This window comes from Nocardia sp. NPDC102475 (assembly GCF_055584605.1).
In genome coordinates, this window is the sequence record NZ_JBVJLS010000017.1 from 68418 (window position 1) to 93908 (window position 25491).

The 25491-nt window shown below is 66.9% G+C and carries 21 protein-coding genes; 5 read left to right on the plus strand and 16 right to left on the minus strand.

The window, feature by feature from the left end:
• The first annotated feature begins 61 nt into the window (after nt 1-61).
• Both qcrA and qcrB read left to right on the plus strand, forming a co-directional pair.
• Nucleotides 62-1237 (plus strand): cytochrome bc1 complex Rieske iron-sulfur subunit, encoded by a 1176-nt coding sequence (qcrA, locus tag ACZ60G_RS28265; protein WP_465813831.1) that lies wholly within the window; start codon nt 62-64, stop codon nt 1235-1237.
• Nucleotides 1234-2859 carry a cytochrome bc1 complex cytochrome b subunit gene (gene qcrB, locus ACZ60G_RS28270; RefSeq protein ID WP_465813704.1) on the plus strand — a complete coding sequence of 542 codons (1626 nt, stop codon included), beginning with the start codon at nt 1234-1236 and terminating at the stop codon, nt 2857-2859. Before qcrA ends, qcrB begins: the two co-directional genes overlap by 4 nt.
• A 47-nt stretch (nt 2860-2906) precedes the next feature.
• Here the strand turns inward: qcrB and ACZ60G_RS28275 are convergent, their stop codons facing one another.
• A complete protein-coding gene (locus ACZ60G_RS28275; RefSeq protein WP_465813705.1) occupies nt 2907-3425 on the minus strand; it encodes a polyadenylate-specific 3'-exoribonuclease AS in 519 nt (172 codons plus the stop codon).
• A 107-nt stretch (nt 3426-3532) separates the two neighbouring features.
• Between ACZ60G_RS28275 and ACZ60G_RS28280 the strand changes: the two genes are divergently transcribed.
• Nucleotides 3533-4918 carry a class II 3-deoxy-7-phosphoheptulonate synthase gene (locus ACZ60G_RS28280; protein ID WP_465813706.1) on the plus strand — a complete coding sequence of 462 codons (1386 nt, stop codon included), beginning with the start codon at nt 3533-3535 and terminating at the stop codon, nt 4916-4918.
• Nucleotides 4919-4966: 48 nt separating this feature from the next.
• Here ACZ60G_RS28280 and pknB read toward each other — a convergent pair whose 3' ends face one another.
• Nucleotides 4967-6928, minus strand: a complete 1962-nt coding sequence (gene pknB, locus ACZ60G_RS28285; protein ID WP_465813707.1) for a Stk1 family PASTA domain-containing Ser/Thr kinase — start codon at nt 6926-6928, stop codon at nt 4967-4969.
• Nucleotides 6929-7121: 193 nt separating this feature from the next.
• Here pknB and ACZ60G_RS28290 point away from each other — a divergent pair, with 193 nt between their 5' ends.
• Nucleotides 7122-7490 carry an Rv2175c family DNA-binding protein gene (locus ACZ60G_RS28290; RefSeq protein WP_040688576.1) on the plus strand — a complete coding sequence of 123 codons (369 nt, stop codon included), beginning with the start codon at nt 7122-7124 and terminating at the stop codon, nt 7488-7490.
• A 4-nt stretch (nt 7491-7494) separates the two neighbouring features.
• Here the strand turns inward: ACZ60G_RS28290 and ACZ60G_RS28295 are convergent, their stop codons facing one another.
• The 4 genes from ACZ60G_RS28295 to ACZ60G_RS28310 form a co-directional block, all read right to left on the minus strand.
• Complete coding sequence (locus tag ACZ60G_RS28295) at nt 7495-8433, minus strand: phytoene/squalene synthase family protein (RefSeq protein ID WP_465813708.1); 939 nt, start codon at nt 8431-8433, stop codon at nt 7495-7497.
• Complete coding sequence (locus tag ACZ60G_RS28300) at nt 8430-10148, minus strand: alpha-(1->6)-mannopyranosyltransferase A (protein WP_465813709.1); 1719 nt, start codon at nt 10146-10148, stop codon at nt 8430-8432. The genes ACZ60G_RS28295 and ACZ60G_RS28300 overlap by 4 nt, the downstream gene beginning before the upstream one ends.
• 64 nt (nt 10149-10212) lie before the next feature.
• Complete coding sequence (crtI, locus tag ACZ60G_RS28305) at nt 10213-11796, minus strand: phytoene desaturase family protein (protein WP_465813710.1); 1584 nt, start codon at nt 11794-11796, stop codon at nt 10213-10215.
• 24 nt (nt 11797-11820) lie between these two features.
• The gene (locus ACZ60G_RS28310; protein ID WP_465813711.1) at nt 11821-12963 is read right to left on the minus strand and encodes a polyprenyl synthetase family protein; all 1143 of its coding nucleotides are present in this window, start codon (nt 12961-12963) and stop codon (nt 11821-11823) included.
• Between the two features lie 175 nt (nt 12964-13138).
• Between ACZ60G_RS28310 and ACZ60G_RS28315 the strand changes: the two genes are divergently transcribed.
• Nucleotides 13139-14140 (plus strand): methylenetetrahydrofolate reductase, encoded by a 1002-nt coding sequence (locus tag ACZ60G_RS28315; protein WP_465813712.1) that lies wholly within the window; start codon nt 13139-13141, stop codon nt 14138-14140.
• Between the two features lie 118 nt (nt 14141-14258).
• Here ACZ60G_RS28315 and ACZ60G_RS28320 read toward each other — a convergent pair whose 3' ends face one another.
• The 10 genes from ACZ60G_RS28320 to ACZ60G_RS28365 form a co-directional block, all read right to left on the minus strand.
• Nucleotides 14259-15458: an LLM class flavin-dependent oxidoreductase gene (locus ACZ60G_RS28320; protein WP_465813713.1), complete on the minus strand. Its 1200-nt coding sequence runs from the start codon at nt 15456-15458 to the stop codon at nt 14259-14261.
• Nucleotides 15455-16261 (minus strand): DUF1684 domain-containing protein, encoded by an 807-nt coding sequence (locus tag ACZ60G_RS28325; RefSeq protein ID WP_465813714.1) that lies wholly within the window; start codon nt 16259-16261, stop codon nt 15455-15457. Before ACZ60G_RS28325 ends, ACZ60G_RS28320 begins: the two co-directional genes overlap by 4 nt.
• Nucleotides 16262-16322: 61 nt before the next feature.
• Nucleotides 16323-18017 (minus strand): dipeptide ABC transporter ATP-binding protein, encoded by a 1695-nt coding sequence (locus tag ACZ60G_RS28330; RefSeq protein WP_465813715.1) that lies wholly within the window; start codon nt 18015-18017, stop codon nt 16323-16325.
• Nucleotides 18014-18886 carry an ABC transporter permease gene (locus ACZ60G_RS28335; RefSeq protein WP_465813716.1) on the minus strand — a complete coding sequence of 291 codons (873 nt, stop codon included), beginning with the start codon at nt 18884-18886 and terminating at the stop codon, nt 18014-18016. The genes ACZ60G_RS28330 and ACZ60G_RS28335 overlap by 4 nt, the downstream gene beginning before the upstream one ends.
• 80 nt (nt 18887-18966) lie before the next feature.
• Nucleotides 18967-19971, minus strand: coding sequence for an ABC transporter permease (locus ACZ60G_RS28340; protein WP_465813717.1), 1005 nt, complete (start codon nt 19969-19971; stop codon nt 18967-18969).
• Nucleotides 19972-19973: 2 nt separating this feature from the next.
• Nucleotides 19974-21593, minus strand: a complete 1620-nt coding sequence (locus ACZ60G_RS28345) for an ABC transporter substrate-binding protein (RefSeq protein ID WP_465813718.1) — start codon at nt 21591-21593, stop codon at nt 19974-19976.
• Nucleotides 21590-22717, minus strand: a complete 1128-nt coding sequence (locus ACZ60G_RS28350; RefSeq protein WP_465813719.1) for an LLM class flavin-dependent oxidoreductase — start codon at nt 22715-22717, stop codon at nt 21590-21592. The genes ACZ60G_RS28345 and ACZ60G_RS28350 overlap by 4 nt, the downstream gene beginning before the upstream one ends.
• A gap of 4 nt (nt 22718-22721) precedes the next feature.
• On the minus strand, nt 22722-23696 hold the full coding sequence (locus tag ACZ60G_RS28355; RefSeq protein ID WP_465813720.1) for an ABC transporter substrate-binding protein: 975 nt from the start codon (nt 23694-23696) through the stop codon (nt 22722-22724).
• A 19-nt stretch (nt 23697-23715) separates the two neighbouring features.
• Nucleotides 23716-24495, minus strand: a complete 780-nt coding sequence (locus ACZ60G_RS28360) for an amino acid ABC transporter ATP-binding protein (protein WP_465813721.1) — start codon at nt 24493-24495, stop codon at nt 23716-23718.
• Nucleotides 24492-25487 (minus strand): amino acid ABC transporter permease, encoded by a 996-nt coding sequence (locus ACZ60G_RS28365; protein ID WP_465813722.1) that lies wholly within the window; start codon nt 25485-25487, stop codon nt 24492-24494. Before ACZ60G_RS28365 ends, ACZ60G_RS28360 begins: the two co-directional genes overlap by 4 nt.
• Nucleotides 25488-25491 lie beyond the last annotated feature (4 nt).

The following is a 25491-nucleotide window of genomic DNA, read 5'->3' on the forward strand; positions in this document are numbered from 1 at the left end:
TCATGTCGGAGCCGAGCGACAGCGAGGCGGAGGCATGAGCGACAGCAAGGAGCCAACTGACATGGGTCGGCCGGATGAGGGCCACGACGGTGCGAAGCCGTCGAACGAGCAGGTGAACACCACACCGGCTGAGCCCACCGAGGAAGAACTCGACGCGATGTCGCGCGACGAGCTGGTCAAGCTCGGTACCGAGCGCGACGGCGTCGACGTCGCCTACCGGCGCCAGCGGTTCCCGGTGCCGGGCACCCGCGCCGAGAAGCGCGCCGAGCGGCAGGTCTCGTTCTGGTTCGCGGTCTCCGGTATCGCCGCCGCGGTCCTGGTCGGGGTCTTCCTGTTCTGGCCCTGGGAGTTCAAGGGCTCGAACGAGGAAGGCCACACCGCCTACTCGCTGTTCACCCCGCTGGTCGGCCTCAGCCTCGGTATCGCCGTGTTGGTCATCGGCGTCGCGGTCGTGCTGATCCGCAAGAAGTTCATCCCGGCCGAGCTGTCCATCCAGGTGCGCCACGACGGGCCCTCGCCCGAGGTCGAGCGCCGCACCCTGGTCGCCGAGCTGCAGGACGCGCTGGACACCTCCACGCTGGGTCGCCGCAAGATGATCACCCGGACCGCGGGCGCCGGTGTCGGCGTGCTCGGTATCGGTGCGCTGCTGGTCTTCGTCGGCGGCATGATCAAGAACCCGTGGGCCAAGGGCGACAAGTCCCCGCTGTGGGTCTCGGGCTGGACCCCGGACTTCCCCGGCGAGACGATCTACATCCGTCGCGACACCGGCCGCCCCGAGGACGTCATGCTGGTGCGTCCCGAGGATCTGGACGCGGGCGCGATGGAGACGGTGTTCCCGTGGAAGGAGAAGTGGCGCGGTGACGAGCACGCGACGCTGCAGTCCCTGCGCGGTATCCGCAACGCCGTCATGCTGATCCGGCTGCGCACCGAAGACGCGCAGAAGGCCATCAAGCGCAAGGGGCAGGAGAGCTTCAACTACGGCGACTACTTCGCCTACTCGAAGATCTGCACCCACCTCGGTTGCCCGACGTCGCTGTTCGAGCAGCAGACCAACAAGATCCTGTGCCCCTGCCACCAGTCGCAGTTCCTGGCGACCGAATGGGGTAAGCCGGTCTTCGGTCCTGCCGCTCGCGCACTGCCGCAGCTGCCGATCACCGTTAATTCCGAGGGCTACCTGGTCGCTGCGGGCGACTTCATCGAGCCGCTCGGACCGGCCTACTGGGAGCGTCGTTCATGAGTCCTTCAGCCGCAGCCCAAGCCAACTCCGCGGACGAGCGGTACCGCGCCGCGGCGTTCATGAAGCGGTCGATCAACAAGGTCTTCCCGACCCACTGGTCGTTCCTGCTCGGCGAGATCGCGCTCTACAGCTTCATCATCCTGCTGCTGTCGGGTGTCTATCTGACGCTGTTCTTCGATCCGTCGATGAGCGAGGTCGTCTACAACGGCGCCTACCAGCCGCTGCGTGGTGTGACCATGTCGCGGGCCTACGAGACGGCGCTGAACATCTCCTTCGAGGTGCGCGGCGGTCTGTTCGTGCGCCAGGTGCACCACTGGGCCGCCCTGCTTTTCGCGGCCTCGATCATCGTGCACCTGTTCCGCATCTTCTTCACCGGTGCGTTCCGCAAGCCGCGTGAGGCGAACTGGGTCATCGGCTGCCTGCTGCTGATCCTGGCCATGTTCGAGGGCTTCTTCGGCTACTCGCTGCCCGACGATCTGCTCTCGGGTACCGGTCTGCGGGCCGCGTTCGGCGGTATCACGATGAGTATCCCGATCGTCGGCACCTGGATGCACTGGCTGATCTTCGGCGGCGACTTCCCCGGCGACATCATCATCCCGCGGTTGTACATCGCGCACGTGCTGCTGTTCCCCGGCATCATCCTGGCGCTGATCGCCGCGCACGTCGCGCTGGTCTGGTATCAGAAGCACACGCAGTTCCCCGGCCCCGGCCGCACCGAGAACAATGTCGTCGGTGCGCGCATCGTGCCGGTTTTCGCCTCGGATCAGGGCGCGTTCTTCGCCTTCACCCTCGGCATCGTTGCGATCATGGCCGGTGTACTGCAGATCAACCCGATCTGGAACATGGGTCCGTACAACCCCTCGCAGGTGTCGGCGGGTTCGCAGCCCGACTTCTACATGATGTGGACCGACGGTCTGGCGCGTCTGATGCCGCCGTGGGAGCTCTACCTGGGTCGCTACACGGTGCCCGCCGTGTTCTGGGTGGCGCTGATCATGGGTCTGGTGTTCACGGTGCTGATCCTGTACCCGTGGATCGAGAAGCGCCTCACCGGCGACGATGTGCACCACAACCTGCTGCAGCGCCCGCGCGACGTGCCGGTGCGCACGGCGATCGGTGCGATGTCGATCGGTTTCTACGTGGTGCTGACACTCTCGTGCGTCAACGACATCCTGGCGCTGAAGTTCGACATCTCGTTGAACGCCACCACCTGGATGGGCCGCATCGGCCTGCTGGTCGTGCCGCCGGTGGCGTACTTCCTCGCCTACCGGTTCTGCATCGGTCTGCAGCGCAGTGACCGGGCGGTGCTCGAGCACGGCATCGAGACCGGTGTGATCAAGCGTCTGCCGCACGGTGAGTACATCGAGGTGCACCAGCCGCTGGGCCCGGTCGACGATCACGGCCACCCGATCCCGCTGGAGTACCAGGGCGCGCCTGTGCCCAACAAGATGAACAAGCTGGGTTCGGCCGGTAAGCCGGGCACCGGTAGCTTCCTGCGCGCCGACCCGCCGCACGAGATCGAGCAGGCCTTCGAGGACGACCACGCGGAAGAGCACAAGCAGCTCGCCGTACTGCAGAAGGTCCAGGAGAAGACGAACGGTCAGAACGGTAAGTCCGCGCACTGACAGATGAGCAAAGGCCCCGAGTCGAATTCGACTCGGGGCCTTTCGCTTTAAAGGGAGACGCGGCGGCGGGCAGCCTCGATGGCCTCGAATTTGGCCAGGTTGTGGCGGGCATCGGCGAGTGCGTCGTGGGCGTCCGGGGGGACCGGGGGCAGTTCGGGACGACCGTGGGCCTCCCAGTGTTGCCGCAGTTCGTTGGTGTAGCGGGGGAGGGCGTTGGGCAGATCGATCATCGAGCCCCAGAGCTGGCACAGCGCGACGTGATCGTAGGCGGCCACCCAGGCCCACAGTTCGGGGGTGACGCTGGGGCGCGGGACCAGGAATTCGTAGAGGTCTTTGCGGATCTGTTCGCGGCTGCGCCAGAGCGGTGAGGCGGGCGGCGGAAGCTGCGGAAGCACGTACCTGCGTACCCACGGACCCGCCCGTTCGGGATCGAATTCGGTTGAGACCGCGTAATATTCGCGGCCGTCCTCGCAGACCACACCGATCGATACGAGGTCGATAGTCGACCCGTCCTCGATGAATTCGCAGTCATAAAAATATCGAAGCGAGATCGGTCTCTCCTCCAAAGATCGGTACGGTGCGGCGATACTGCCCGGCAATTCACCCTAGGTGGGCAGAATCCACCCCTAATACCGGGTACCTGCATGCTTCGGGGTATCCGTATTCTGAACGGGTGAACTGGACCGTCGACGTACCCATCGATCGCCTGCCGGAGCTGCCGCCGCTGCCCGCAGAGCTGCGGAGGCGGCTGGACGACGCGTTGGCGCGTCCGGCGCTACAGCAGCCGGCGTGGGATCCGGAGCAGGCGGCAATGATGCGGACCGTGCTGGAGAGTGTGCCGCCGATCTGCGTACCCGCCGAGGTGGAAGAGCTGCGCGGGCAACTCGCGGAGGTGGCACGCGGCGAGGCCTTCCTGATGCAGGGCGGTGACTGCGCGGAGACCTTCGCCGACAACACCGAACCGCATATCCGCGGCAATATCCGCACCCTGCTGCAGATGGCCGTTGTACTCACCTACGGCGCCAGCCTGCCGGTGGTCAAGGTCGCGCGTATCGCGGGCCAGTACGCGAAGCCCCGCTCCTCGGATACCGACGCGATCGGCCTGAAGTCCTACCGCGGTGACATGGTGAACTCGCTGGTCGCCGATGCGAAGGTGCGCGAACACGACCCGTCGCGACTTGTGCGCGCTTACGCCAATGCCAGCGCGGCCATGAATCTGGTGCGTGCGCTGACCGGTGCGGGCATGGCGGATCTGCACCGGGTGCACGACTGGAACCGCGATTTCGTGGCCCAGTCGCCCGCGGGTGCGCGCTATGAGGCGATGGCCGGGGAGATCGACCGCGGTCTGGCCTTCATGACCGCCTGTCGGGTGAACGATCCGAGCCTGCAGTCGGCCCGTATCTACGCCAGCCACGAAGCGCTGGTGCTGGACTACGAGCGCGCCATGCTGCGCCTCGGCCAGAACCCGGCGGGCGAGCCGGTGCTCTACGACCTGTCCGCGCATTTCCTATGGATCGGCGAGCGCACCCGTCAGCTCGACGGCGCGCATATCGCCTTCGCGGAACTGCTGGCCAACCCGATCGGCCTCAAGATCGGCCCGACCACCACGCCGGATCAGGCCGTCGAGTACGTCGAGCGGCTCGATCCCAATAACGAGCCGGGCCGGTTGACCATCGTCTCGCGCATGGGCAATAACAAGGTTCGCGACGTGCTGCCGCCCATTATCGAGAAGGTGCAGGCGACCGGACACCAGGTCATCTGGCAGTGCGACCCCATGCACGGCAACACCCACGAGGCCTCCACCGGCTACAAGACCCGGCACTTCGACCGGATCATCGACGAGGTGCAGGGTTTCTTCGAGGTGCATCATGCACTCGGCACGCATCCCGGCGGTCTGCACATCGAACTCACCGGTGAAGATGTCACCGAATGCCTCGGCGGCGCACAGGACATCTCCGATCTGGATCTGTCCGGTCGCTACGAGACCGCATGTGACCCGCGGCTGAACACCCAGCAGTCGCTGGAGCTGGCATTCCTGGTCGCCGAAATGCTGCGCTGACCAAGGTCCCCCGACGGGAGCGCCGCGATATGCGGCGCTCCTTTGTCGTCAGGGCAGTGCAGTCAGTGAGACGGTACTGCCCGCCTCGACATTGGAACCCACGCCCGGAACTTGGCCGATCACCACGGAGCTTTCGGACGGGGCGAGCTGACGCACCGCCACCACCAGGCCGAGCGCCTGCAGCTTGGAGCGGGCGTCGCCGACGCTCGAGCCGACCAGCAGGGGCACCTTCACGGCATTCGAGACAATCAAGGTGATGCCGTCGCCGGACTGGATCGTGGCGCCCGCGGCCGGTTCGGTGGCGATGACCTTATCCGCCTCGATGCTGCGGTCGTACTGAGTTCTGGTCTCGCGCACCGTGATTCCAGCCGCGGTGAGCACCTGATTCGCTTCCTCGGTGGTCTTGCCGCGCACATCGGGCATCTTCACCGGCTGAGATCCCTTGCTGCGGTACACCTTCACCTGCGCAGCCAGCGGCAGGACGGTGCCGGGCGCCGGATCCACCTTCGCGAAGGTGCCCTTGGGGGCGGTGCTGCCGGTTTCGCCCGCGTCCACCGGTTGCAGTCCGGCATCGCGAATGAGCTGGTTGACCTTCGAAATGTCGTCGCCCGCTTTGATATCCGGCACCCGGGGTTTGCCACTGGAGATCAGCACGGCCACCGTCGAACCCTTGGTGACCTTGGATCCGGCCGAGGGATCGGTGCCGACCACCCCGCCGACCGGGATGGTGTCGGAGGTCTTCTGTCTGATCTCGGTGTCGAAACCGGCATCCGCCAATGCCGAAATCGCGCTGGCCTGATCCTTTCCGGCGACCGACGGGACGGCCGAGTAACGCCCGATGCCCAACCACCAGCCGCCGATCCCGACCAGCAAGGTGAGGACCGCGACGATAGCGACCCAGAGCAGGACCGTGCGGCGCGATTTGGTCCGGTCGTCCGCGAAGGGTGACGGCTGCGGCGAATGCGATGGTGCGTAGTGATCGCGGTAGGTGTCCGGCGGCCCGTAGTTGTCGGGCGGACCGTAGTCGGGCACCCGCGGCCGCGCCGCGGTGACGACCTTGGTGTGCTGCTCGGACTGTGGTGGCGGTGCCGCGGCCCTGGCCTGCTGCGGGGTCGGTGCGGCAACTTTGAAGCTGGCGCTGAGATGTTCGGCCGACGCCTGGGGTGCGGGCACCCGATACGGCGGCAGATTCAGCGCGACCCCGATCGAATGCAGTTCGGCCGCCATCTCGTTGGCATCGGCGAAGCGATGCGCGGGTTCGCGGTTGGTGGCCCGCGCGATCAGCTCGTCGAACTCCTGCGGGACACCGGAGATGAATTCACTCGGACTGGGCACATCGTTCTCGATGCGCTGATATGCCACCGACAGCGAAGTGTCGCCGGTGAACGGGACCTGGCCGGTGAGCAGTTCGAAGATCAGGATGCCGAAGGAGTAGACATCGCTGCGGGAATCGGCGGTGCCCGCGGTCACCTGTTCGGGTGACAGGTACGCGGCCGTGCCGAGAATTACGCTCGCCGAAGTGGTGTTCGCGGCCGCGACGGCACGCACCAGACCGAAATCGGCGATCTTGACCTCGCCGGAATCGGAGATCAGCACATTCTCCGGTTTGATATCGCGATGGATCAGGCCCGCCGAATGCGCGACACCGATCGCGGCCAGCACCGGCTCGGCGACCGCGCGCACCGCATGCGGTGGCATCGGACCGCGTTCGCGCAGCAACTCGCGCAGCGTGCCGCCCTCGACCAACTCCATGATCAGGAACGGATACTCGCCGTCCACACCCTGGTCGTAGACCGCGACCAGGGACGGATGCTTGAGCTTGGCGACCGCGCGCGCCTCGAATTCGAACCGGGACAGGAACTGGGGATCGGCGGCGAACTTGGGATCCATCACCTTGATGGCGACCGGACGGTCCAGACGGGTATCCACCCCTCGGAAGACCATCGACATCCCGCCCCGCGCGATCGGCGCGTCGATGCGGTACCGCCCCTCCAGGATTTGCCCGATCAAGTGATGTCCTCCGGCTTTCACAAAGTTCTCACCCCTCGCTCCGAATGCGACAAGCGATTGACCGCCTCGCGCGGCCCGCTCACGATCGTAGCCGTGTCGATAAGGCGCGCTCGGCAGCTCGGCGTCGAATCGCGTGAGCACCCGTCCAGGGTGTCTCGAGCCACGCGGCGCGGGACCGTCTACCGTTATCCGGGTGAGTGCATTTCCTTGCAGTGACGATGTTCTTCCCCAGTCGGAGGCGGTGATCCCGCTGCCCGAGGTGGCCGACAAGCTCGGGCTCGTGGTGACCCGAGTGCATCAGATGCTGCGCGATCACCAGTTGCTCGCCCTGCGCCGCGATGGCGTGGCCGGCGTGCCCGAGCGATTCTTCGACGATACCGGCGCGATCGTGAAGTCGCTGCCGGGCCTGATCACCGTCATGAAAGACGCCAAGTACACCGACGAGGAGATCCTGGAGTGGATCTTCACCGACGACGAGAGCCTGCCCGGTAAGCCCGTCGACGCATTGCACGGCCCGCTCGCGCGCGAGGTTCTGCGCCGCGCGGCAGCCGAGCCTTTTTGAGTTACTACCTGCGCAGCGCGGCGGTGGTGAATTCCACCGCCGCGACACGCAGACGTCGGCGGCGGGGGACCACAGCGCGGCGCGCGAACACCGCGTAGCCGGAGTGTTCGATTTCATCGAGAATGCCGCAGTAGAGCGTGCTCGCGGTGCGAATGGCGGGGCGCACACGTGGGTCGAGTAGGTCGATGCCCGGGTTCGCGAAACGGTAGAGGTCGCGGTTGATCGCGACCAGGTGGGCCAGTGCACGGCGCACCCGCTGGTCGGTGTGGCCGATGCGGTGGCAGTGGGCCAGCAGGTCCGCCTCGACGCCGAAGGCCGCGAGTTCGTCGGTGGGGAGGTAGATCCGGCCCCGGTCCAGATCCTCGGCGATATCGCGCAGGAAGTTGGTGAGCTGAAACGCTTCGCCGAGCGCAGCGGCGGCGGGTTCGGCCTCGGCTACCGGGACGACCGTGCCGAGTACCGGCAGCAGTTGCAGACCGATCGCGGCCGCGGAACCGCGCATGTAGTCGCGCAGTTCGGTCATGGTGGCGTAGTCGGCGCGGAAGTGCGCGGTTCCCGGCACATCCATGCGCATGGAGTCCAGGAAGGTCCAGAAGTGCTGGGGCGCAATGTTGTAGCGCTGGATGGTGTCGGCCAGTGCGGCCAGCACCTGGGTGCGGCGGTCGGTGGGAGGCGCTGCCTGTTCCAATGCGACGCGCAGTTGTTTCTCGACCAGATCGAGTTCGCCCGCAGGGCCGTGTTCGGCGTCGTAAGTCGGGTGATCGACGATGTCGTCGACCATTCGCGCGAAGGCGTACAGCGCGTGCACCGCGGGTCTTCGTGGTGCGGACAGCAGGCGGGTGGCGAGGAAGTAGGTGCGTCCGTGTTCGGCGGCGATCGCCCGGCACACGCGGTATGCCGCGGCCAGTTCCGAGCCGCGGGCGGGTAGCGCGACCTCGGTCATGACCGGGTGACGGCGACCGGATTGCTCTCCGGTGGGGTGGCGCGCAATCGCAAGGGGTCGACCCGTCGCAGCGACAGGGCCGCGACCACGGCCGCGAACGTCGCGGCGGCCACGTGCCCGAAGCTGTAGAGCCCGATCGAGCCGTCCGGTTGGAAGACCAGCATCAACCAGGTGCACAGCCCGACCAGCATCATCAGCGTGGTGGTGGACAGTGCGAACCCGGCGGCCAGCGCCAGCGGCCAGGAGTAGTACCAGGGCAGTGCGGCGGGCGAGAGGATGACGATGGCGACGAAGGCGATGAGGATGCCGAAGACCGCCTCGCGCTCGCTGTGCCGGAACCGCCACCAGGTCCACGCCAGCACGGCGATCAGCGCCAGCGCACACAGTGCGCGGGTCACCGCGAGCACCGGATCCATCTGGAACGGGGTCACCCAGCGGACCATATGCGCCATGATCGTCGGCAGCGAGAGCCAGTTGATGATCTTCTTCGAGCCGGACAGTGCGGTCAGCCAGCCGATGCCGACCCCGGCGATGGCCGAGGCGGCCACGAAGACCACCGCGAATACGCTCAAACCGAGTCCGGCGATCTTGGCGAACATCAGCGCCGGATGCGGTACTTCCGCACTCGGTCGCGCGGGTTCGGCCTCGCTCTCGACGTGCTGGGTCGCACCCGGTGATTGCGCGGCGCGTTGCAGCGCCCGGCGTTCACGTTCGTGCAGCATCCAGATCCACACGAGGAACGGCAGTGCGACACCGGCGGTCGCCTTGATGGCGACGCCGATGGCGACGACCACGATGCCCGCCACATGATGGCGCTCCAGTACGAGTGCGATACCCGCGCACATGAGCCCGACCATGAGCATTTCGTTGTGCACGCCGCCGATGAGGTGGATCAGCACCAGCGGGTTGAGCACTGCCAGCCACAACGCGACCGTCGGCTTACCGCCGAGATGTTTGGTCAGATACGGCACCGCCCACATCATCAGCGCCAGTCCCGGCAGCATGACCAGCCGCAGCGCGATGGTGCCCGCGACCACGTTATCGCCGGTGATCGCGGTGATCGCGTTGCCGAGCAGCAGGAAGATCGGACCGTATGGCGCGGTGGTGGTGGTCCAGACCGGGCTCACATTGTCGAGCAGCACGCCGGGATTGGCGACCGGCGGGGAAACGTAGGGATCGAAGCCGTCGCGTAGCAGTGCGCCCTGGGCCAGATACGAATACGCGTCCCGGCTGAACATCGGCACCGCGAACAGCAGCGGGAAGATCCAGATGCCGACGATCGCGCGCAGCTCGTTCAGTGTGACCCCGGCATCGGGCCGATCGCCGAATCCGATCGTGGTGCGGCCAAGGCGCACCCACGCGGTGATCATCAACAGCACACCGACCCAGATGACCATGGTGGACAGCACATAGCCATGCCCGAATCGCAGCCAGGACAGATGCATCGCCTCGAGCAGCGGATCGCGTTTGCGGACGCTGCCCGCGCCGAATCCGCCGAAGGTGATCATCAGCGCGCCGAAGAAACCGAGCAGCGCCGAATGTCCCTCGGGGCTGCGGGCGAAGTCGGCGGTGGTCCGCAGCCAGGTCCGGAACCCGTGTTCGTCGACGGCCGGCGGTGCCTGGCGCGCCGGGGCGCTCGACGGACGCGCCTCGTCATCGGTCGCGGTGATCGAGCTGTCGGTGGGCGCGGGGGCCGTCGTCTCAGGGGGATGCATGTGGTGTCGGTCCCCCCGGAGTGGTCGGCGGTCGCAACCGCAGGCTGATAGGTCGGCCGTTAGTTTATCGGCTCGCCGGGAACACTATCCCGCTGGTGCGCGGGGATTCATCCCGAGTGGCTCGCGTGGTGCCGATAATTCGGTTTGCCGCCAGTTTTCCGGACAGCAAGGTGGTTGGCACGCCGACACCCGGAGTGGTGCCACAACCGGCGATAACCACGTTGTCGCTGCCGCCGGAAAAATTGCGCGGACGAAATGGACCGGTTTGCCGGAACAGATGCGCGGCGGAGAAGGGTGTGCCCGCCAGCATGCCCTGATCGCGCCAGGTGCCGGGTGTGTCGAGATGATCGACGGCGAAGTGTTCGGCGATGCCGTGATATCCGCGTTCCGCCAACACATTCAGGAGTTCACGCAGGTATGAGGGGCCGAGTCGGTCCCAGTCCAGCGCTGCGGCGTCGAGGTTGGGGCAGGGTGCGAGCAGTGAGAATGGCTCGTACCTGCCGTCGGCGCGGTCGATGTAGAGCCCCGGATCGGTCAGCGCGGGCCGGGTGAGCAGCAATGACGGGTCGCTCATCAGACGGCCGCGGCCGGGGCGGGCGGCGATCTCGTCGAAGGTGCCGTTCCAAGCGTTGCCGAAATCGATGGCGTGGTGGGCCTGGATCGGCCAGGTCTCGGCGATCGCGGCGGGGATGGTGCCGTGCGCGACGACGGCGGACGGTGCGGCGCGCAGTCGACGGCGGCGGCGCACGCCGAAGCGCTCGAGTGCGCCGAGGTCGGCGGTGAGCACCACGGCATCGCAGTCGAAGGTGCGGCCGTTCGCGGTGCGCACCTGCGTGGCCCGCCCGTCCGCGTATTCGATCCCGGTGACCTCGGTGTTCAGCTCGAGTGCGCCGCCCGCCGCGGTGAAGGCGCCGGCGAGTGCGGCGGTGATGGCGCGCATACCGCCCTCGGGGAAGTAGACGCCCAGTGAGGTGTCCATATGCGGGATCGCGCCGTAGAGAGCCAGTGCCTTGGCCGGGGCCATGCCCGCGTAGAGCGCCTGGAAGGTGAACAGCCGGGCCAGGCGGGGATCGCGCAGGAAGTGCGAGACGCGCGGGCCGAGCCTGCCGAATCCGCCCAGACGCACGAGGGTGGCCAGTGCGCGGCGCTTGGCCGGATAGCGGACCATATCGAGCGGCGAATCGAAGTTCGTATCCATGAACTCGGTGAATTCGGCCTGGTAGATCTCCGCGAGCCAGTTGCGCAGCCGTCGGTAGCGCAGTGCCTCGTTCTCGCCGCAGACACGGGCCACTTCGATGGCCATCGCTTCGGGATCGGCGTAGACGCGAATGGTGGAGTCGTCGGCGAAGCGGGCGTGATAGCTGGGGGCCAGTTGGTGGATGCGTAGTGGCGGTGTGCAGGTTTCGGGGGTTGCGCCGACGGCGGCGAGGGCATCGGCGATCAGCTCCGGCAAGGTGAGTACCGTTGCGCCGGAGTCGATTTCGTAATCGGGGCCGCGGTACATGCCGACTCGGCCGCCGGGATGATCGGCGCGTTCCAGCAGGGTGACGGTGCGCCCGGCCCCGGTCAGATACAGGGCGGCGGCGAGGCCGGATAGGCCCGCGCCCACCACTACGACGCGATCGGTCGGTCCCGCAACGGTTTTCATGTGAATCTCCTCGCGCGGTCGCGGCTAGTGCGTGCGACTCGTCGCGGCCAGGGCCATGGCGCGCAACCGCTCCTTGGCATCGGGCGTGGCGGTACTCGAAGCCAGTGCGGCCAGGCCCTGTTCGGTGAGTTCGGTGATGCGGCGCTCCACCTCGTCGACCGCGCCGAGCTCGGTGATCACCGCACGCAACCGCTCGACCTGGTCCGTAGTCAGATCGGTGCCGATGCTGGTGCGCAGCAGGTCGGCGGCGGCCGGGTCGGTGGCATCGGCGCGCTGCAGCGCCTCGGCGACCAGGACGGTGCGCTTGCCCTCGCGCAGGTCGTCGCCGGAGGGCTTTCCGGTGACCGCGGGGTCACCGAAGACGCCGAGCAGATCGTCGCGCAGCTGGAAGGCGATGCCGATATCGGTACCGAAGGTCCGGTAGGCCTCGATCAGGTGTGGATCGGCGTCGGCGAGTGCCGCACCCAGGTGCAGCGGGCGCTCCACGGTGTAGGCCGCGGTCTTGTAGCGGTTGATGCGCAGCGCCGCCGCGACGGATTCGTCACCAGCCGACTCGCCGTGGATATCGAGCAGTTGCCCGCCGAGCACCTCGGTGCGCATCAACGCCCAGACCGGTGCGAAGCGGCCGAGGTCGGCGGCATCGAGTCCGGCGGCGTGCACCATGTCATCGGCCCAGGCCAGCGCCAGATCGCCGACCAGGATGGCGACCGAGGTGCCGAAATGTTCGGCATCACCGGCCCAGCCGTGGCCGCGGTGGCGCTGTTCGAAGTCGACGTGCACGGTCGGGAAGCGGCGGCGGGTGCGTGAGGAATCGATGATGTCGTCGTGGACCAGCGCGCAGGCCTGCACCAATTCCAGTGCGGCACAGGCGTTCAGGACCGCAGCGGCGTGCGGGCCGGTGGGATCGCCGCCCGCGCCGAGCCAGCCGGTCCAGGCGAAGGCCGGGCGGGTGCGCTTACCGCCGCGCAGCACGAACAGTTCGAGTGCGTCCGCGGCCTGGACGAAAACCGGACCGAGCGGTTCGACGATCGGGCGTCGGGTCAGGAAGAATGCTTTGAGCGCGTCCTCGACCGCCGCGACGAATCCAGGGGTGCCCGGCGTGTGATTCGCGGGCGGGGTGGGGTGAGGCGTCTGGAAACCGGTTCCGGCGGACAGGGGAGCCTCCAAGGTCGTGCGGGTGCTGGTGCGCGGTGGATCGTGGGCGCTATAGGTACTTCGGTGCCGGACGGTGAGCGTCGCGCGTGTCGTTCCGGCGATTGCGAGCGTGTCGCTTGCTCGCAGAATACGCGTACGGTTGCGACGACCTGACGGCCCGGTGACAGCCCACCACTACACTGGACCGGTGACTTTCGATAACGTGCGGGGACGTTCGACCCCTGGCCGGCCGTCCCCGACGCCACCGATCGTCTCTGGAACACCCTCGGTTGTACAGAGTCTGCGGACCCATTCCGGGGGTTCGGTGCCCTTCTCGGTGGAGTTCAATCCGCCGCGTGACGCCGCGGGCGAGGCGCGGCTGTGGCGCGCGGCGCGCACCTTCGAGCGCATGCATCCGGCCTTCGTCTCGATGACCTACGGCGCCGGCGGCACCACTCGTGACCGCACCGTGCGGATCACCGGCGCGCTGGCCGAGGAGACCACGCTGCTGCCGGTCGCGCATCTGACCGCCGTCGAGCACAGCGTCGCCGAACTGCGCTCACTGGTCGGCGCGTACGCCGATTCGGGCATCCGCAATATCCTCGTGCTGCGCGGCGACCCGCCCGGCGATCCGCTCGGCGAATGGCGCAAACATCCCGAGGGTGTGGCCTACGCCGAGGAACTGGTGCGCATCGTGCGCGACCTCGGTGACTTCCATGTCGGCGTCGCCTCGTTCCCGCAGGGCCACCACCGCTCCCCGGATCTAGAGCACGACACCGCCTACCTGGCCGCGAAACTGCGTGCGGGCGCGGAGTATTCGATCACCCAGATGTTCTTCGACGTCGAGCACTATTTGCGGCTGCGCGATCGCATCGCGGTCTTCGACTCGATCGAGGGTGCGAAGCCGATCATTCCGGAGCTGATGCCGATCACCTCGCTGCGCACGGTGGCGCGCGCCGAGGAACTGTGCGGACGTCCCCTGCCGTCCGCGGTCATGGAGCGCCTGCGCAAGGCCGCCGGTGACGGGCCGGAGGAGAACAATGCCGCGGTCCGCGAGGTCGGCATCGAAATCGCCACCGAAATGGGCCAGCGCCTCATCGATGAGGGCGCGCCCTGCCTGCACTTCATCACGCTGAACTTCGCCAAGGCCACCGGTGAGGTCCTCACCAACCTCGGCTACGGGGTAACCGCCGCTCCCATCAGCGCCTGAGCATCGGACGGTCGGCCTGAGCCCGCCGGAGCGGACTCGGGCGTACGAGGCCGACGAAATAGCTGATTTCGTGAACACATGGGTAACTCGTCGGGTACGTCCAGAACTTGCTCTGTGGCTAACCGCCGGCCCGCGACGGCATCGTCGGGGCACCTACGGCCGGCAAAAGATCCGGGGAGGCGGGGGAGCGTTCCCACGCATCGGCGAGAAGCCGATGCGATTCGAGACGATCCTCGTGCCGATGCGTGACGCTGGTGACGAGGAGTTCGTTCGCGCCGGTGACCCGCTGCAGGGCCTGCAGGCGTTCGACGACGGTGCGCGGGCTGCCGACGAATTGGGTGGCGAGGCGGTCGTCGACCAGTCGGTGCTGCTCCGGCGTCAGCGGGGTGGCGGTATCCGGATCGAGGTAGTCGGCGGCGCCCGCACCGCTGCGGATGCTGTGCACCCAGTGACCGTAGGTGGCGGCCAGATTTCGGGCGCGCGCGTCGTCGGGGGCGACGACCACGTCCGCGGAGATCACCACATACGGCTCGGCGAGCTCGGCCGAGGGGCGGAAGGCCGCCCGATAGGCCGCGACGGCATCCAGGGCGGTGCCGGGGGAGACGTGATAGGCCGCGGCGAAGGGTAGACCGAGTTTGCCTGCCAATTCGGCGCTTTCGCTGGCCGTACTGCCGAACAACCACAGCTCGACCTGTGCGCCCTCACCCGGAACCGCGTGCAGCGCAATGCCTTCGGCGCTCTTGTAGGTGCCGTTGAGCAGGGCGCGCACCTCGTCGACCTGGTCCGGGAAGTCCGGTGCCTGCGCGCCCTGCTGTTGCAGTGCGCCGAGCGAGGCGATGAACCTGGACCTGTCGGTGATCCGTCCGGGATCGAACGGCGGCGGAACCACCACGCCGTCGCGGACCTCGGTGCGCCCGGTCACGGTATCGACGACCGGGTGACCGCCCTTGGGATGCGCGGGCTGTGCGCCGAACTGGGTGCGTCGATGGCCCGACCGGCCCAGGCCGAGGTCGAGTCGTCCGGGGTAGAGAGCGTCGATGGTGCCGAACGCCTCGACGATCGATGCCGAGGTGTGGTGGCCGACCTGAACCGCCGCCGAGCCGACGCGAATCCGGGTGGTGGCCGCCGCGACCAGGCCGATCAGCGTGATGGAGGAGGAACTCGCCACCGAAACGAAATGATGTTCGGCCAGCCAGTAGCGGCGATAACCCCACCGCTCGGCGTGCTGGGCCAGATCGATGGTGTTGCGCAGGGCCTGCTGTGCGGTGGATCCGGCGCTGATCGGGGCCAGATCGAGAATGGAGAGCGGGATCGTCATGCGGACCGTCCTAGGCGCGGATGCTGCTCGCCCGCTTCGATGGCGACCCGCAGCCGGTTTTCCGCGGGTGCCAGCGGGCAGGTGGCGAAATCGGTGAAGGCGCAGGGCAGATTGGCCGCCCGGTTGAAATCGAGACGCAAGGTCCCATGGGCGTCGGGTGCCTCGACGGCCAGCGAGCGGGCCGCCGGGTAGGTGGTGACGCCGCTGGTGGCGTCGGTGAACAGCACCCGCAGGTTGGTCGGCTCGCCGAAGGCGATGACGCGCTCGGTGACCTCGCCGATGCTGAATTCGATGGTGCCCGAGGCGGTGTGGTGATGCTCGAGTCCGTCGATGACGGCGCCGGTAGTGATCGTGCGCGGCTCGTCGAATGGTTCGAAGCGACCCTCGACCACCCAGTGCTGGTCCGGGGCATAGGTCGGGATGCCCTCGAAGCTCAGCACTGTGGGTGCGGCGGGGTCGTGCACGCGCACGGCGTAGCGGCCGCTGCGGCGAATCACCTCGAGTACCCGATTCTCGTGCAGCACCTCGAGTCCCGGCGCGCCTTCGGCCGGTGTGACGATCTGTACGCCCGCGATGTCGGTGCCCTCGAACCGCAGGCGGTCGGCGGGCTGGGCGGTGATGAACACCTTGTCGTCGGTGACCCACCAGGTGCCGGGGATGTCGGGAATGCGCTCGGGTTGGTCGGTGAGCCAATGCAATCCGGTCAGGCTCAGGAAGCCGAGCGGATCGCGCAACTGGTCCTCCCTGGCGTGATGCCAATGCGCCCACTCGGTTTCGAAAAGACTGGTGATGCTGGTCGTCATGACGCTCTGACTCCTTCGAGTGTGCGGTTGCGATGGGAATGGCGTAGTCGGGTGCTGGTCATCAGGCCGCCCCCGGTGCGGTGACGTGCGGTGCAGGAATGGCCGACAGCAGTTCGCGGGTGTACTCGTGCTGTGGGTTGTCGAAAATCTCGGCGGTGGAGCCGGATTCGACGATGCGACCGTCGCGCATGACCGCGACGCGGTCGCTGATGCGGCGGACCACGGCGAGGTCGTGCGAGATGAACAGGTAGCTCAGTCCGAGTTCGGTTTGCAGGCGGTCCAGCAGCTCCAGGATCTGGGCCTGGACGGAGGCGTCGAGTGCCGAGACCGGTTCGTCGAGTACGAGCAGGTCCGGGTGCAGGGCCAGGGCGCGGGCGATGGCGACGCGTTGGCGTTGTCCGCCGGACAGTTCCGCTGGGCGGCGCTGGGCGAAGTTCTCCGGCAGCGCGACCTGGCCGAGCAGTTCCCGCACCCGCTCCTGCCTGGCCTTGCGATCGCCGACGGCATAGGCCCGCAGCGGTTCCTCGATGATCGAACCGACCCGCCAGCGCGGATCCAGTGAGCCGTAGGGATTTTGGTAGACCACCTGGAAGCGCTGGCGCAGGTCGCGCAGCCGTCCACCTTTCACCGCGGTGAGGTCTTGCCCGTCGAACGTGATCGCGCCGCTATCGGGTTCGGTGAGCCGCAATGCGATTCGCGCGGTGGTGGACTTTCCGGAGCCGGATTCGCCGACCAGTGACAGGGTTTCGCCGCGACCGAGTTCGAATCCGACACCCGCCACCGCGGTGACCGAACCACCGGCAGGTGCGCGGAACCGCTTGTGCACGTCCCGCACCGTGAGCAGCGGCGGACCGGAGCTCACCCGCGGTGGGCGGAAGCCGTCGAACGGGGCCAGACTAGGCGAGGCGGCGAGCAATCGCTTCGTATACGGATGGCGCGGTTCGGCGAGCACCGTTGCGGTCGGCCCGGTTTCGACGATCTCCCCGCCGCTCAGCACCACGATCCGATCGGCCCGCTCGGCGGCGATCGCCAGATCGTGGGTGATCAGCAGCACCGCAGTACCGCGTGCCGCCGTCTGCGCGGCGAGTTTGTCGAGCACCCGCCGAGCCACCGTGGCGTCGAGCGCACTGGTCGGCTCATCGGCGATCACCAGTTCCGGTCCGGCGATGAGCGCCGCCGCGATCAGCACCCGCTGCCGCTGGCCGCCGGACAGTTCGTGCGGATACTGCGCCGCCCGCAGCTCCGGCAGATCCAGTCCGGCGTCGGCGAGCAATTCGATCGCTCGTGCGGTCGCGTCGCGGCGATCGGCGAGTCCGTGCACGAGCAGCGCCTCGGCGACCTGGTCACCCACGCGCCGTACCGGATTCAGCGACAGTCCCGGATCCTGCGGTACGAATCCGATCCGTGCACCGCGAATCCGCCGCAGCGCCCGCTCGGATCCGGTGTCCACTGTCTCTCCGTCGAAGGTGATGGTCCCACCGGTGATCTCGGCATTGGCGCCGAGCAATCCGATCACCGATTGTGCGAGAGTCGACTTCCCGGAACCTGATTCGCCGACCAGCGCGACGACCTCGCCACGTGCGACGGTGAGAGATACACCTCTCAGCGCGGCGACATCGCCGCTGTCGGAGGCGTAGCGCACGTGCAGGCCGTCGATGCGCAACAGTGCTGCTGCCGACCCATCCGGTCCATTTGTGAGGTCGCGAATATGTGGCGTGCCGTCCGTCGGATCGGCGGACGTAATGCACTCACTCATGCGCTGTTACTCCTTCCTACGGCGCGGCCGAGGCGTTGGGCCGAGAGGACGACGACGATGATCACCAGGCCGGGCAGGGTGGTCATCCACCAAGCCGTGGCGAGGAAATTGCGTCCCTCCGATATCAGTGAGCCCCATTCGGGGGTGGGGGGTTTCGCGCCGTAACCGAGGAAGCTCAGCGCCGAGACCGAGAGCACGGCCATACCGAATTCGACTGCGGCCAAGGCGAGTACCGGCTGATACGAGTTCGGAAGGACATGTCGGGCCAGCACCATGTACCAGCGGACCCCGGAAGCGTGCGCCGCCTCCACATACGGCGCCTGTCGCACTCGGAGCACCTCCGAGCGCATGACTCGCGCGAAGTTGGCGATCAGCGAAACACCCACCGCGAGGGCCACGTTGCGGGTGCCGAACCCCAGCGCGGTGACCAGGGCCAGCGATAGCAGCAGCGATGGAATCGACAGCAGCACATCGACGAACCGCATGATGACGGTGTCGACGAAGCCACCGATCGATCCGGACAGCAGCCCCAGTATCGACCCGGCGATCAGGGCGATGGCGACCGCAGAGAGGGTGGCAGTGAGCGAGAGTCCCGCGCCGTGCACCATCCGGGTGTACAGATCGCGCCCGAGATTGTCGGTGCCGAACCAGTGCCGGGCACTCGGGCCCTGGAATTTCTGCGCGGGCACACCGGTCAGCGGATCACCGCCGGCGAAAACCGAAGGGAACAGCGCCCAGCCGAGCGCCAGCACCGCGACGGCGCCGGACAGGATCACTACGATATTGCCGCGCAGCGACTTCCATCGCAGGGCGGGTCGGTGGAGTCCGGGCAGCGCGATCCGCCGCGACTCATCGGCGACATCAACCATGATCGGTCACCTGCTGTCGATGGTCAGGCCACGACGCGAAGGCACTGACGAGAGGGCCGGGCGCGGCGCCGGTGTGTGGCTCAGGCACGGACGACCACCTCCTCCGCGATATCGTTCGCGGCGGTCTCGGAATCGGTTGTCGCACGGCGGGATCGACCGGCGATGCGCGGATCGAGCAGCGGATACAGCAGATCCACCGCCAGATTCACGGTGACGAAGACCGTCGAGGTGAGCAGCACGATGCCCTGCACCACCGGAATGTCCTGGGCCAGTACCGAGGTCTGGGTGAGCCGACCCACGCCCTGACGGGCGAAAACGGTCTCCACCACCACGGATCCGGCGAGCATATTGCCGACCAGCACACCGGCGATGGTGAACGTCGGCACGCTGGCCGGGCGCAGTACGTGTTTGCGCAGCACCCAACCGCGTGAGCCACCCTTGGCCAGTGCCACATCGACGAATGGCTGACGCCAGGTCGAGGCCAGCCCGGCGGCGAGCACCTGGGCCAGCACCGCACCGATCGGGATGGCGAGGGTGAGCGCGGGCAGTATCGTGCCCTTGAAACCGTGTCCGCCGAAGGCTGGAGCGAGCCGCCAATGGAACGAGAAGAGTTGCAGCAGTAGCAGTCCGGTCCAGAATGTCGGCACCGAAACCCCGAGCGAGGGCAGTGAGCTGAGCGCGTCGCGTAACCACGGGCGGCGGACATAGGTCGCCGCGAAGGCCACGCCCACCCCGCCGAGCACCGCGAAGAGCAGTGCCAGACCGGCCAATCCGAGTGTGTTGGGCAAAGCGTCACCCAGTGCGCTGGTGACCGGCTGGCCGGTGGCGATGGAGTGGCCGAGGTCGCCGGTCAGCGCGTGGGTCAATGCGGTCCAATACTGTTCCCAGAGCGGACGATCCAGTCCATAGCGCGCCTGGAGTTCGGCGATCGCGGCCTTGTCGATCGGGGTGCCCGCACCCGCACCGTCGGCCGCGATGGAGACCGGATCGGCGGGCAGCAGGTAGAGCACCACGAACGAAATGGTGAAGGCCGCCCACAGCACCCATATCGCCTGCAGGACCCGCACAACCACATACCGAGCCATGACTACCGCCCGCTCAACCAGGTATCGAAGAACTGCAGCCGCGCGGAGGCCTCGAACTTCAGATCCTGCACGCTCTGTGCCGCACCGATGGCCTGCGACAGTTCGACCGTCGGAATCCACAGCCCCGCATCGAGTACTGCCTGTTGCGCGGTGCGGATCAGTGCGGTGCGTGCGGCGGTGTCCGAGGCGCTCAGCTGACCGTCGAGCACATCGTCCAGTGCCGGGATGCGTTCGCGGGCATTGAGATTGCGGCCATCGACACTGAAGGAGGTGCGCAGAATGTCACCGTCGGCGCGGGTGGTGTTGTAGTAGGTGGTGTCGAAATCCTTGACGTTCTGCCGGGCCGTGCTTTCCGGGCCCGACACCAGATCGAGCTTCAGCTCGACGCCCACCTGACGCAGTTGCTGCTGCGCCAGCTCCAGGATGGCCTGATTACCCGCGAACGCCTGACTGAAGAGCACCGAGAAGGACAGGCGCTCACCATTCTTCGCGCGGACACCATCACCACCTGGCGTCCAGCCCGCTTGGTCCAGGATGCCGCGCGCCTTGGCCGGGTCGTAGCTCAGCCGGGCCGAAAGGTCCTGGTAGCCGGGCGTGCTGCTGGCCAAGGTGCTGGTAGCGGGTTTGAACTGCGGGCCGAGGACGGTGTCCACCAGCTGTTTCCGGTCGATCGCGGGCAGCAGCGCCTGGCGCACCGCGGCATCGCGTAGCGGCCCGCGCGTGACATTGGTCTGGAAGCCGAACGGCACACCGGGATTCGCGGTGCTCAGCACCCGCCCGCTCGCGGCCTCGATCTGCGGTGTGTCTTGCGGCAGCGCATCGCTGACGGCGTCGAGCTGGCCGGAGATGAGGCTGCCGGTGCGAACACCGGATTCGGGCACGACCGTGAACTCGACCTTGTCCAGATAGGCCTCGCCCTGATGGGCGAAGACCGCCGAACCCCAGCGGTATCCGGCGCGTTTGGCCAGGGTCGCCGAGGCGTCCTGGCGCCAGGCCGCATAGGTGAACCCTCCGCTGCCGACATTGTCGCCGAGGCAGCGTTGATCGGCAGGCTTGGCAGTAGTGGCATCGCCCTGAATGCCGAGCTGCGCGGTCGAGGACGCCTGCAGGAACTGGGCATTGGGCTTGCTGAATTCGATCCGCGCGGTCAGCTTGTCGACCGCGGTGGTGCCGACGTAATTGGTGAGATAGCTGGAGCCGAGCGGTGTCTTGGCCGCGCCCAGTTTGATCACCGAATCGAAGGTGTTGCGCACCGAATCCGCGGTGAGCGGGGTGCCGTCGCTGAAGGTGACGCCGTCGGTGAGATGGAAGGTGAACACCTTGGCGTCAGGGGAGATCTCCCAGCTCTTGGCCAGCCACGGCTTGATCTCACCGGTTTTCGGATCCTGATCGGTCAGTGAATCCACGATCTGGCGGGTCACGTACAGCGTCTGATTGGTGCCGGACTGCGCCGGGTCCGAGCAGGTCGGCGCCTGCGAAAGGCCATAGCGCAGTGTGCCGCCCGGCTGCGGCGGACCCGCGTCGGCGCCGCCGGTGGCCGAATCACTACCGCAGGCGGCGAGACTCGCGGCCGCGGTGACGGCGGCGGCCACGGCCGCGATTCGGTGGCGGGGACGGATCACTGTGGTACTCCAGATGTTTCGGTGCGGACGAGTTCGCCGCGGGAATCGATGTCGTAGTCGGTGGGACGTGCGGTGTTGGGGCCGGTGGCCAGTGGTCGGCTCGGGATACGTCGGCGCAGTTCGGGTGCGACCTCGGCTTGGAAGAGTTCGAGGCCGGTGCGATGTTGCGATTCGGTGCGGCCGTCGCGTTCGGCGGACAGGTGGATCACCTCGTGCCCGAACGCCTCGTGCTGGCGCCCTACTTTGTCGATCACCTGCTCCGGGCTGCCGACCAGCGCCGAACTGCGCGCGACGAAATCGTCGAGCGTCTCGAAGACGATCGGCAGCCCGAGCTTGCGCGCCAAGGTCAGTCGAGCCTCGAAGATCGGGCGATACACGTCGAGGGCTTCCTGTGACGTGCGCGCCACATGAAATCCCGCGGTGCCCGCGCCGACCAGGGCGTCGGCCGGATCGTGCCCGTAGTATTCCCAGCGCTCCCGATAGTGGCGCACCAGTTCGGCATACGGTTCGATCGGATTGGTGACATTAGCCGAGAACAGCGGGTCACCGTGGCGCGCGGCGAGTTCCACCGAATCGCGGCTGGTCGCGCTGCCGTGCCAGATGCGGATGCGCGGCTGCCAGGGCCGCGGCAGCGCCTTGGCCTCGACCAGTTCCGGACGGAATCGGCCCGACCAGGTCACGGTGTCGCTGTCCCACAGCGCCCGGAACAGTTCGTAGCCTTCGCGATTGCGATCCCACTGGTCCTCGGTGGTGACGTGGTACAGCTTCGCCTGGGCCGCACCGTTGCCCTTGCCGATGATCAGTTCGAGGCGGCCGCCGGAGAGATTGTCCAGCGTCGAATAGTCCTCGAACGCGCGCACCGGATCCAACAGACTCAGCGTCGTGACGGCGGTGAACAGACTGATCCGCGAGGTGACCGCGGCGATATGGGACAGGATCACCGGCGGTGCGGCCGAGAGGAACGGATCCTCGTGCCGCTCGCCGACGGCGAACCCGTCGTAGCCGAGTTCCTCGGCGGTGCGGGCCTGGCCGATGACATCGAGCAGTCGCTCTTTGGTCTCGGGCAGCCGACCGGTATTCGGATCCGGTACCCGGGAGACGAGGGTGAACAGCAGGAACTTCATGCGATCACGACTTCTTCGGTAGGCCGGGCGGATTGATCCGCGAACTCGGCACGGCCTCGGTCTTCAATCCCCAGCGGTCGATGACCTGCTGGTAGGTGCCGGTCTGGATGGCGTTGTCGATGGCCTTGTTGATGGGACCGATCAGCCCGTTGTCCTTTTTGGTGAGCACACCGATCTCGCCTTGCAATGCGTCACCGGCGCCGGAGAAGGTCGCGACGATCCTGGTCTGATTCGCGGTGGTGCTGTGATAGATCGCGGACGGATTCGGGCCGATGTAGCCGTCCAGGCGTTGCGAGGCCAGTGCCAGGTAATAGTCGGTGACCTGCTGGAAGTAGGCGATATCGATCGGGGCCAGGCCCTCGGCGATATTCTGCTCGTTCCACTTGACCAGCAGCTGCTCCTGATTGGTGCCGCTGCCGACGCCGATCCGCTTGCCCGCCAGGCTCTTACGATCCTTGTAATCGAGCGTGCTCTGCTTCGGGATCTCCAGCGCGACGGTGTCATTGCGGTAGGTGGCGAAGTCGTACTTTTCCTTGCGCTCCTCGGTCACGGTGACGTTGGAGATGAAGACATCGGCCTCACCGGAGTCGACCCGCACGAAGTTCTGTGACCAATCAGCCACCTGCGCAACGAGTTTCAGCCCGAGGATGTCGGCGATGAGTGAGGCGAAATCGATCTCGGACCCGACGATGGTCTTATCGTCGGTGGCGTAGAACCGCAATGGCGGTGCGGCACCGCCGGATCCGGTGACGACCAGCGTGCCGCGGTCGCGAATGGCCTGCGGCAGTTCGGCGGCAATGGCATCGACCTTGGGGGCGTGGATCCGGCCGGACTGGCCGGGGGAGAGGTCGAAGGTGATCGAACCGGCGGGTTGCGCGGAGTTTTCCGCGTCCGGATCGGTGCCGCAGCCGGTGGCCAGCAAGGCGACCGTGGCGGCCAAGCCGACCAGGGCAGAGAGCTTCATCGAATACCTGTTCATCGGGGAGCGCGCACCGCGCTCAGCGGACTCGGGACAGAAATGCGCGGGTGCGCGGGTGTTGCGGGTTGTCGAGTACGGCGGCGGGCGGACCTTGTTCGACGATCACGCCGCCGTCGAGGAATACGACGGTGTCGGCGACCTCACGGGCGAAACCGATTTCGTGGGTGACGATCACCAGCGCGGTCCCGCCGTCGGCGAGATCGCGGATCACATCGAGGACTTCGCCGACGAGCTCCGGATCCAGTGCGGAGGTGGGTTCGTCGAAGAGGATCACCGGCGGTCGCAGTGCCAACGCCCGCGCGATGGCAACGCGCTGCTGTTGTCCGCCGGACAGCCGCCGCGGATAGGCGTCGGTCAGGTCGCCGATGCCGACCCGCTCGAGCAAATCCCGTGCCTCGGACTCGATTTCCGCACGCGGACGACCCTGCGCGGAAATCGGTGCGAGCGTGACATTGTCGAGCACCGTCAGATGCGGGAAGAGATTGAACTGCTGGAAGACGAAGCCGATATGCGAGCGCTGTTTGCGCACTTCGCGGTCTGACAGCGCGTGCAACTTATTGCGGCGCAGCCGATATCCGATCAGTTCGCCGTCGATGTGCACGGTGCCCGCATCCAGCGACTCCAGGTGGTTGACCACCCGCAGCAGCGTCGACTTGCCGGAACCGGACGGTCCGATCACGGTGACCACTTCACCGGCCCGTACGGTCAGGTCGATGCCAGTGAGTACCTCGCTGCTGCCGTAGGACTTACGCACCCCGCGCACCTGTACCGCAGGAGCCGGGGCCACCGGCGCGCTCATCGGGTAGCCCCGCGCGGTGCGGTGGAACCGATTTCGGCGATTTCGCGGAGTCTGCGCCGAACCTTCTGCACCGGTGTCGGTGGGGGCGTGCGGTGCGCGCCCTTGGCGTAGTGGCGTTCGATATAGAACTGCACCACCGACAGAATCGTGGTCAGCACGATGTACCAGATCGTGGCCACCATGAGCAGTGGCACCACCCGGCCGTTGCGGCCGTAGATCACCTGGACCTGGTAGAAGAGTTCCGCGATCGCCATGACCGAGACGATCGAGGTGCCCTTGAACAGGCTGATCACCTCATTGGTCGCATTCGGCAGAATCGAGCGCATGGCCTGCGGGACGATGACCGTGCGGAACTGGCGCCCCCGTGGAATACCGAGTGCGGCAGCCGCTTCCAGCTGCCCCGGATCGACCGAAATGTATCCGGCGCGGATGATCTCGGCCGCATACGCCGCCTGATGCAGTGCGAGTCCGATGACCGCCGCGGTGAAACCGCTGATCACCCCGTTCACCTCGAAGGTGAGAAAGGAAGGGCCGAACGGGATTCCGAGCGAGAGCGTGTGGTACAGGTAGGCGATGTTGAACCAGAACAGCAGCTGCACGATCAGCGGAATCGAGCGGAACGCCCAGATGTAGACCCACGAGATCACCCGCAGCACCGGATTATTCGACAGTCGGGCGATCGCCAATGCCGTACCGATCAGGAATCCCAGTGCCGTACCCCACAGGGTCAGCTCCAAGGTGACCTTCAGCGCCGACAGCACCGATTTCGCGGTGAAGTACTTGGCGAACGTCGACCAATCCCAGCCCGGATTGGTGGCCAGTCCATGGACGAACTGGGCGAGCAGCACGAGCGCGATGGCGCTGACAACCCAGCGCCAGGGGTGCCAGGGCTTGGCGATCGCCGGTGCGTCGGTAGTGCTTACGGTGGCGGTGGGTGCAGCCGGTATCGGGACATCCGATACCGGAGTATCGGATGCGACGGATGCGCTCATATTT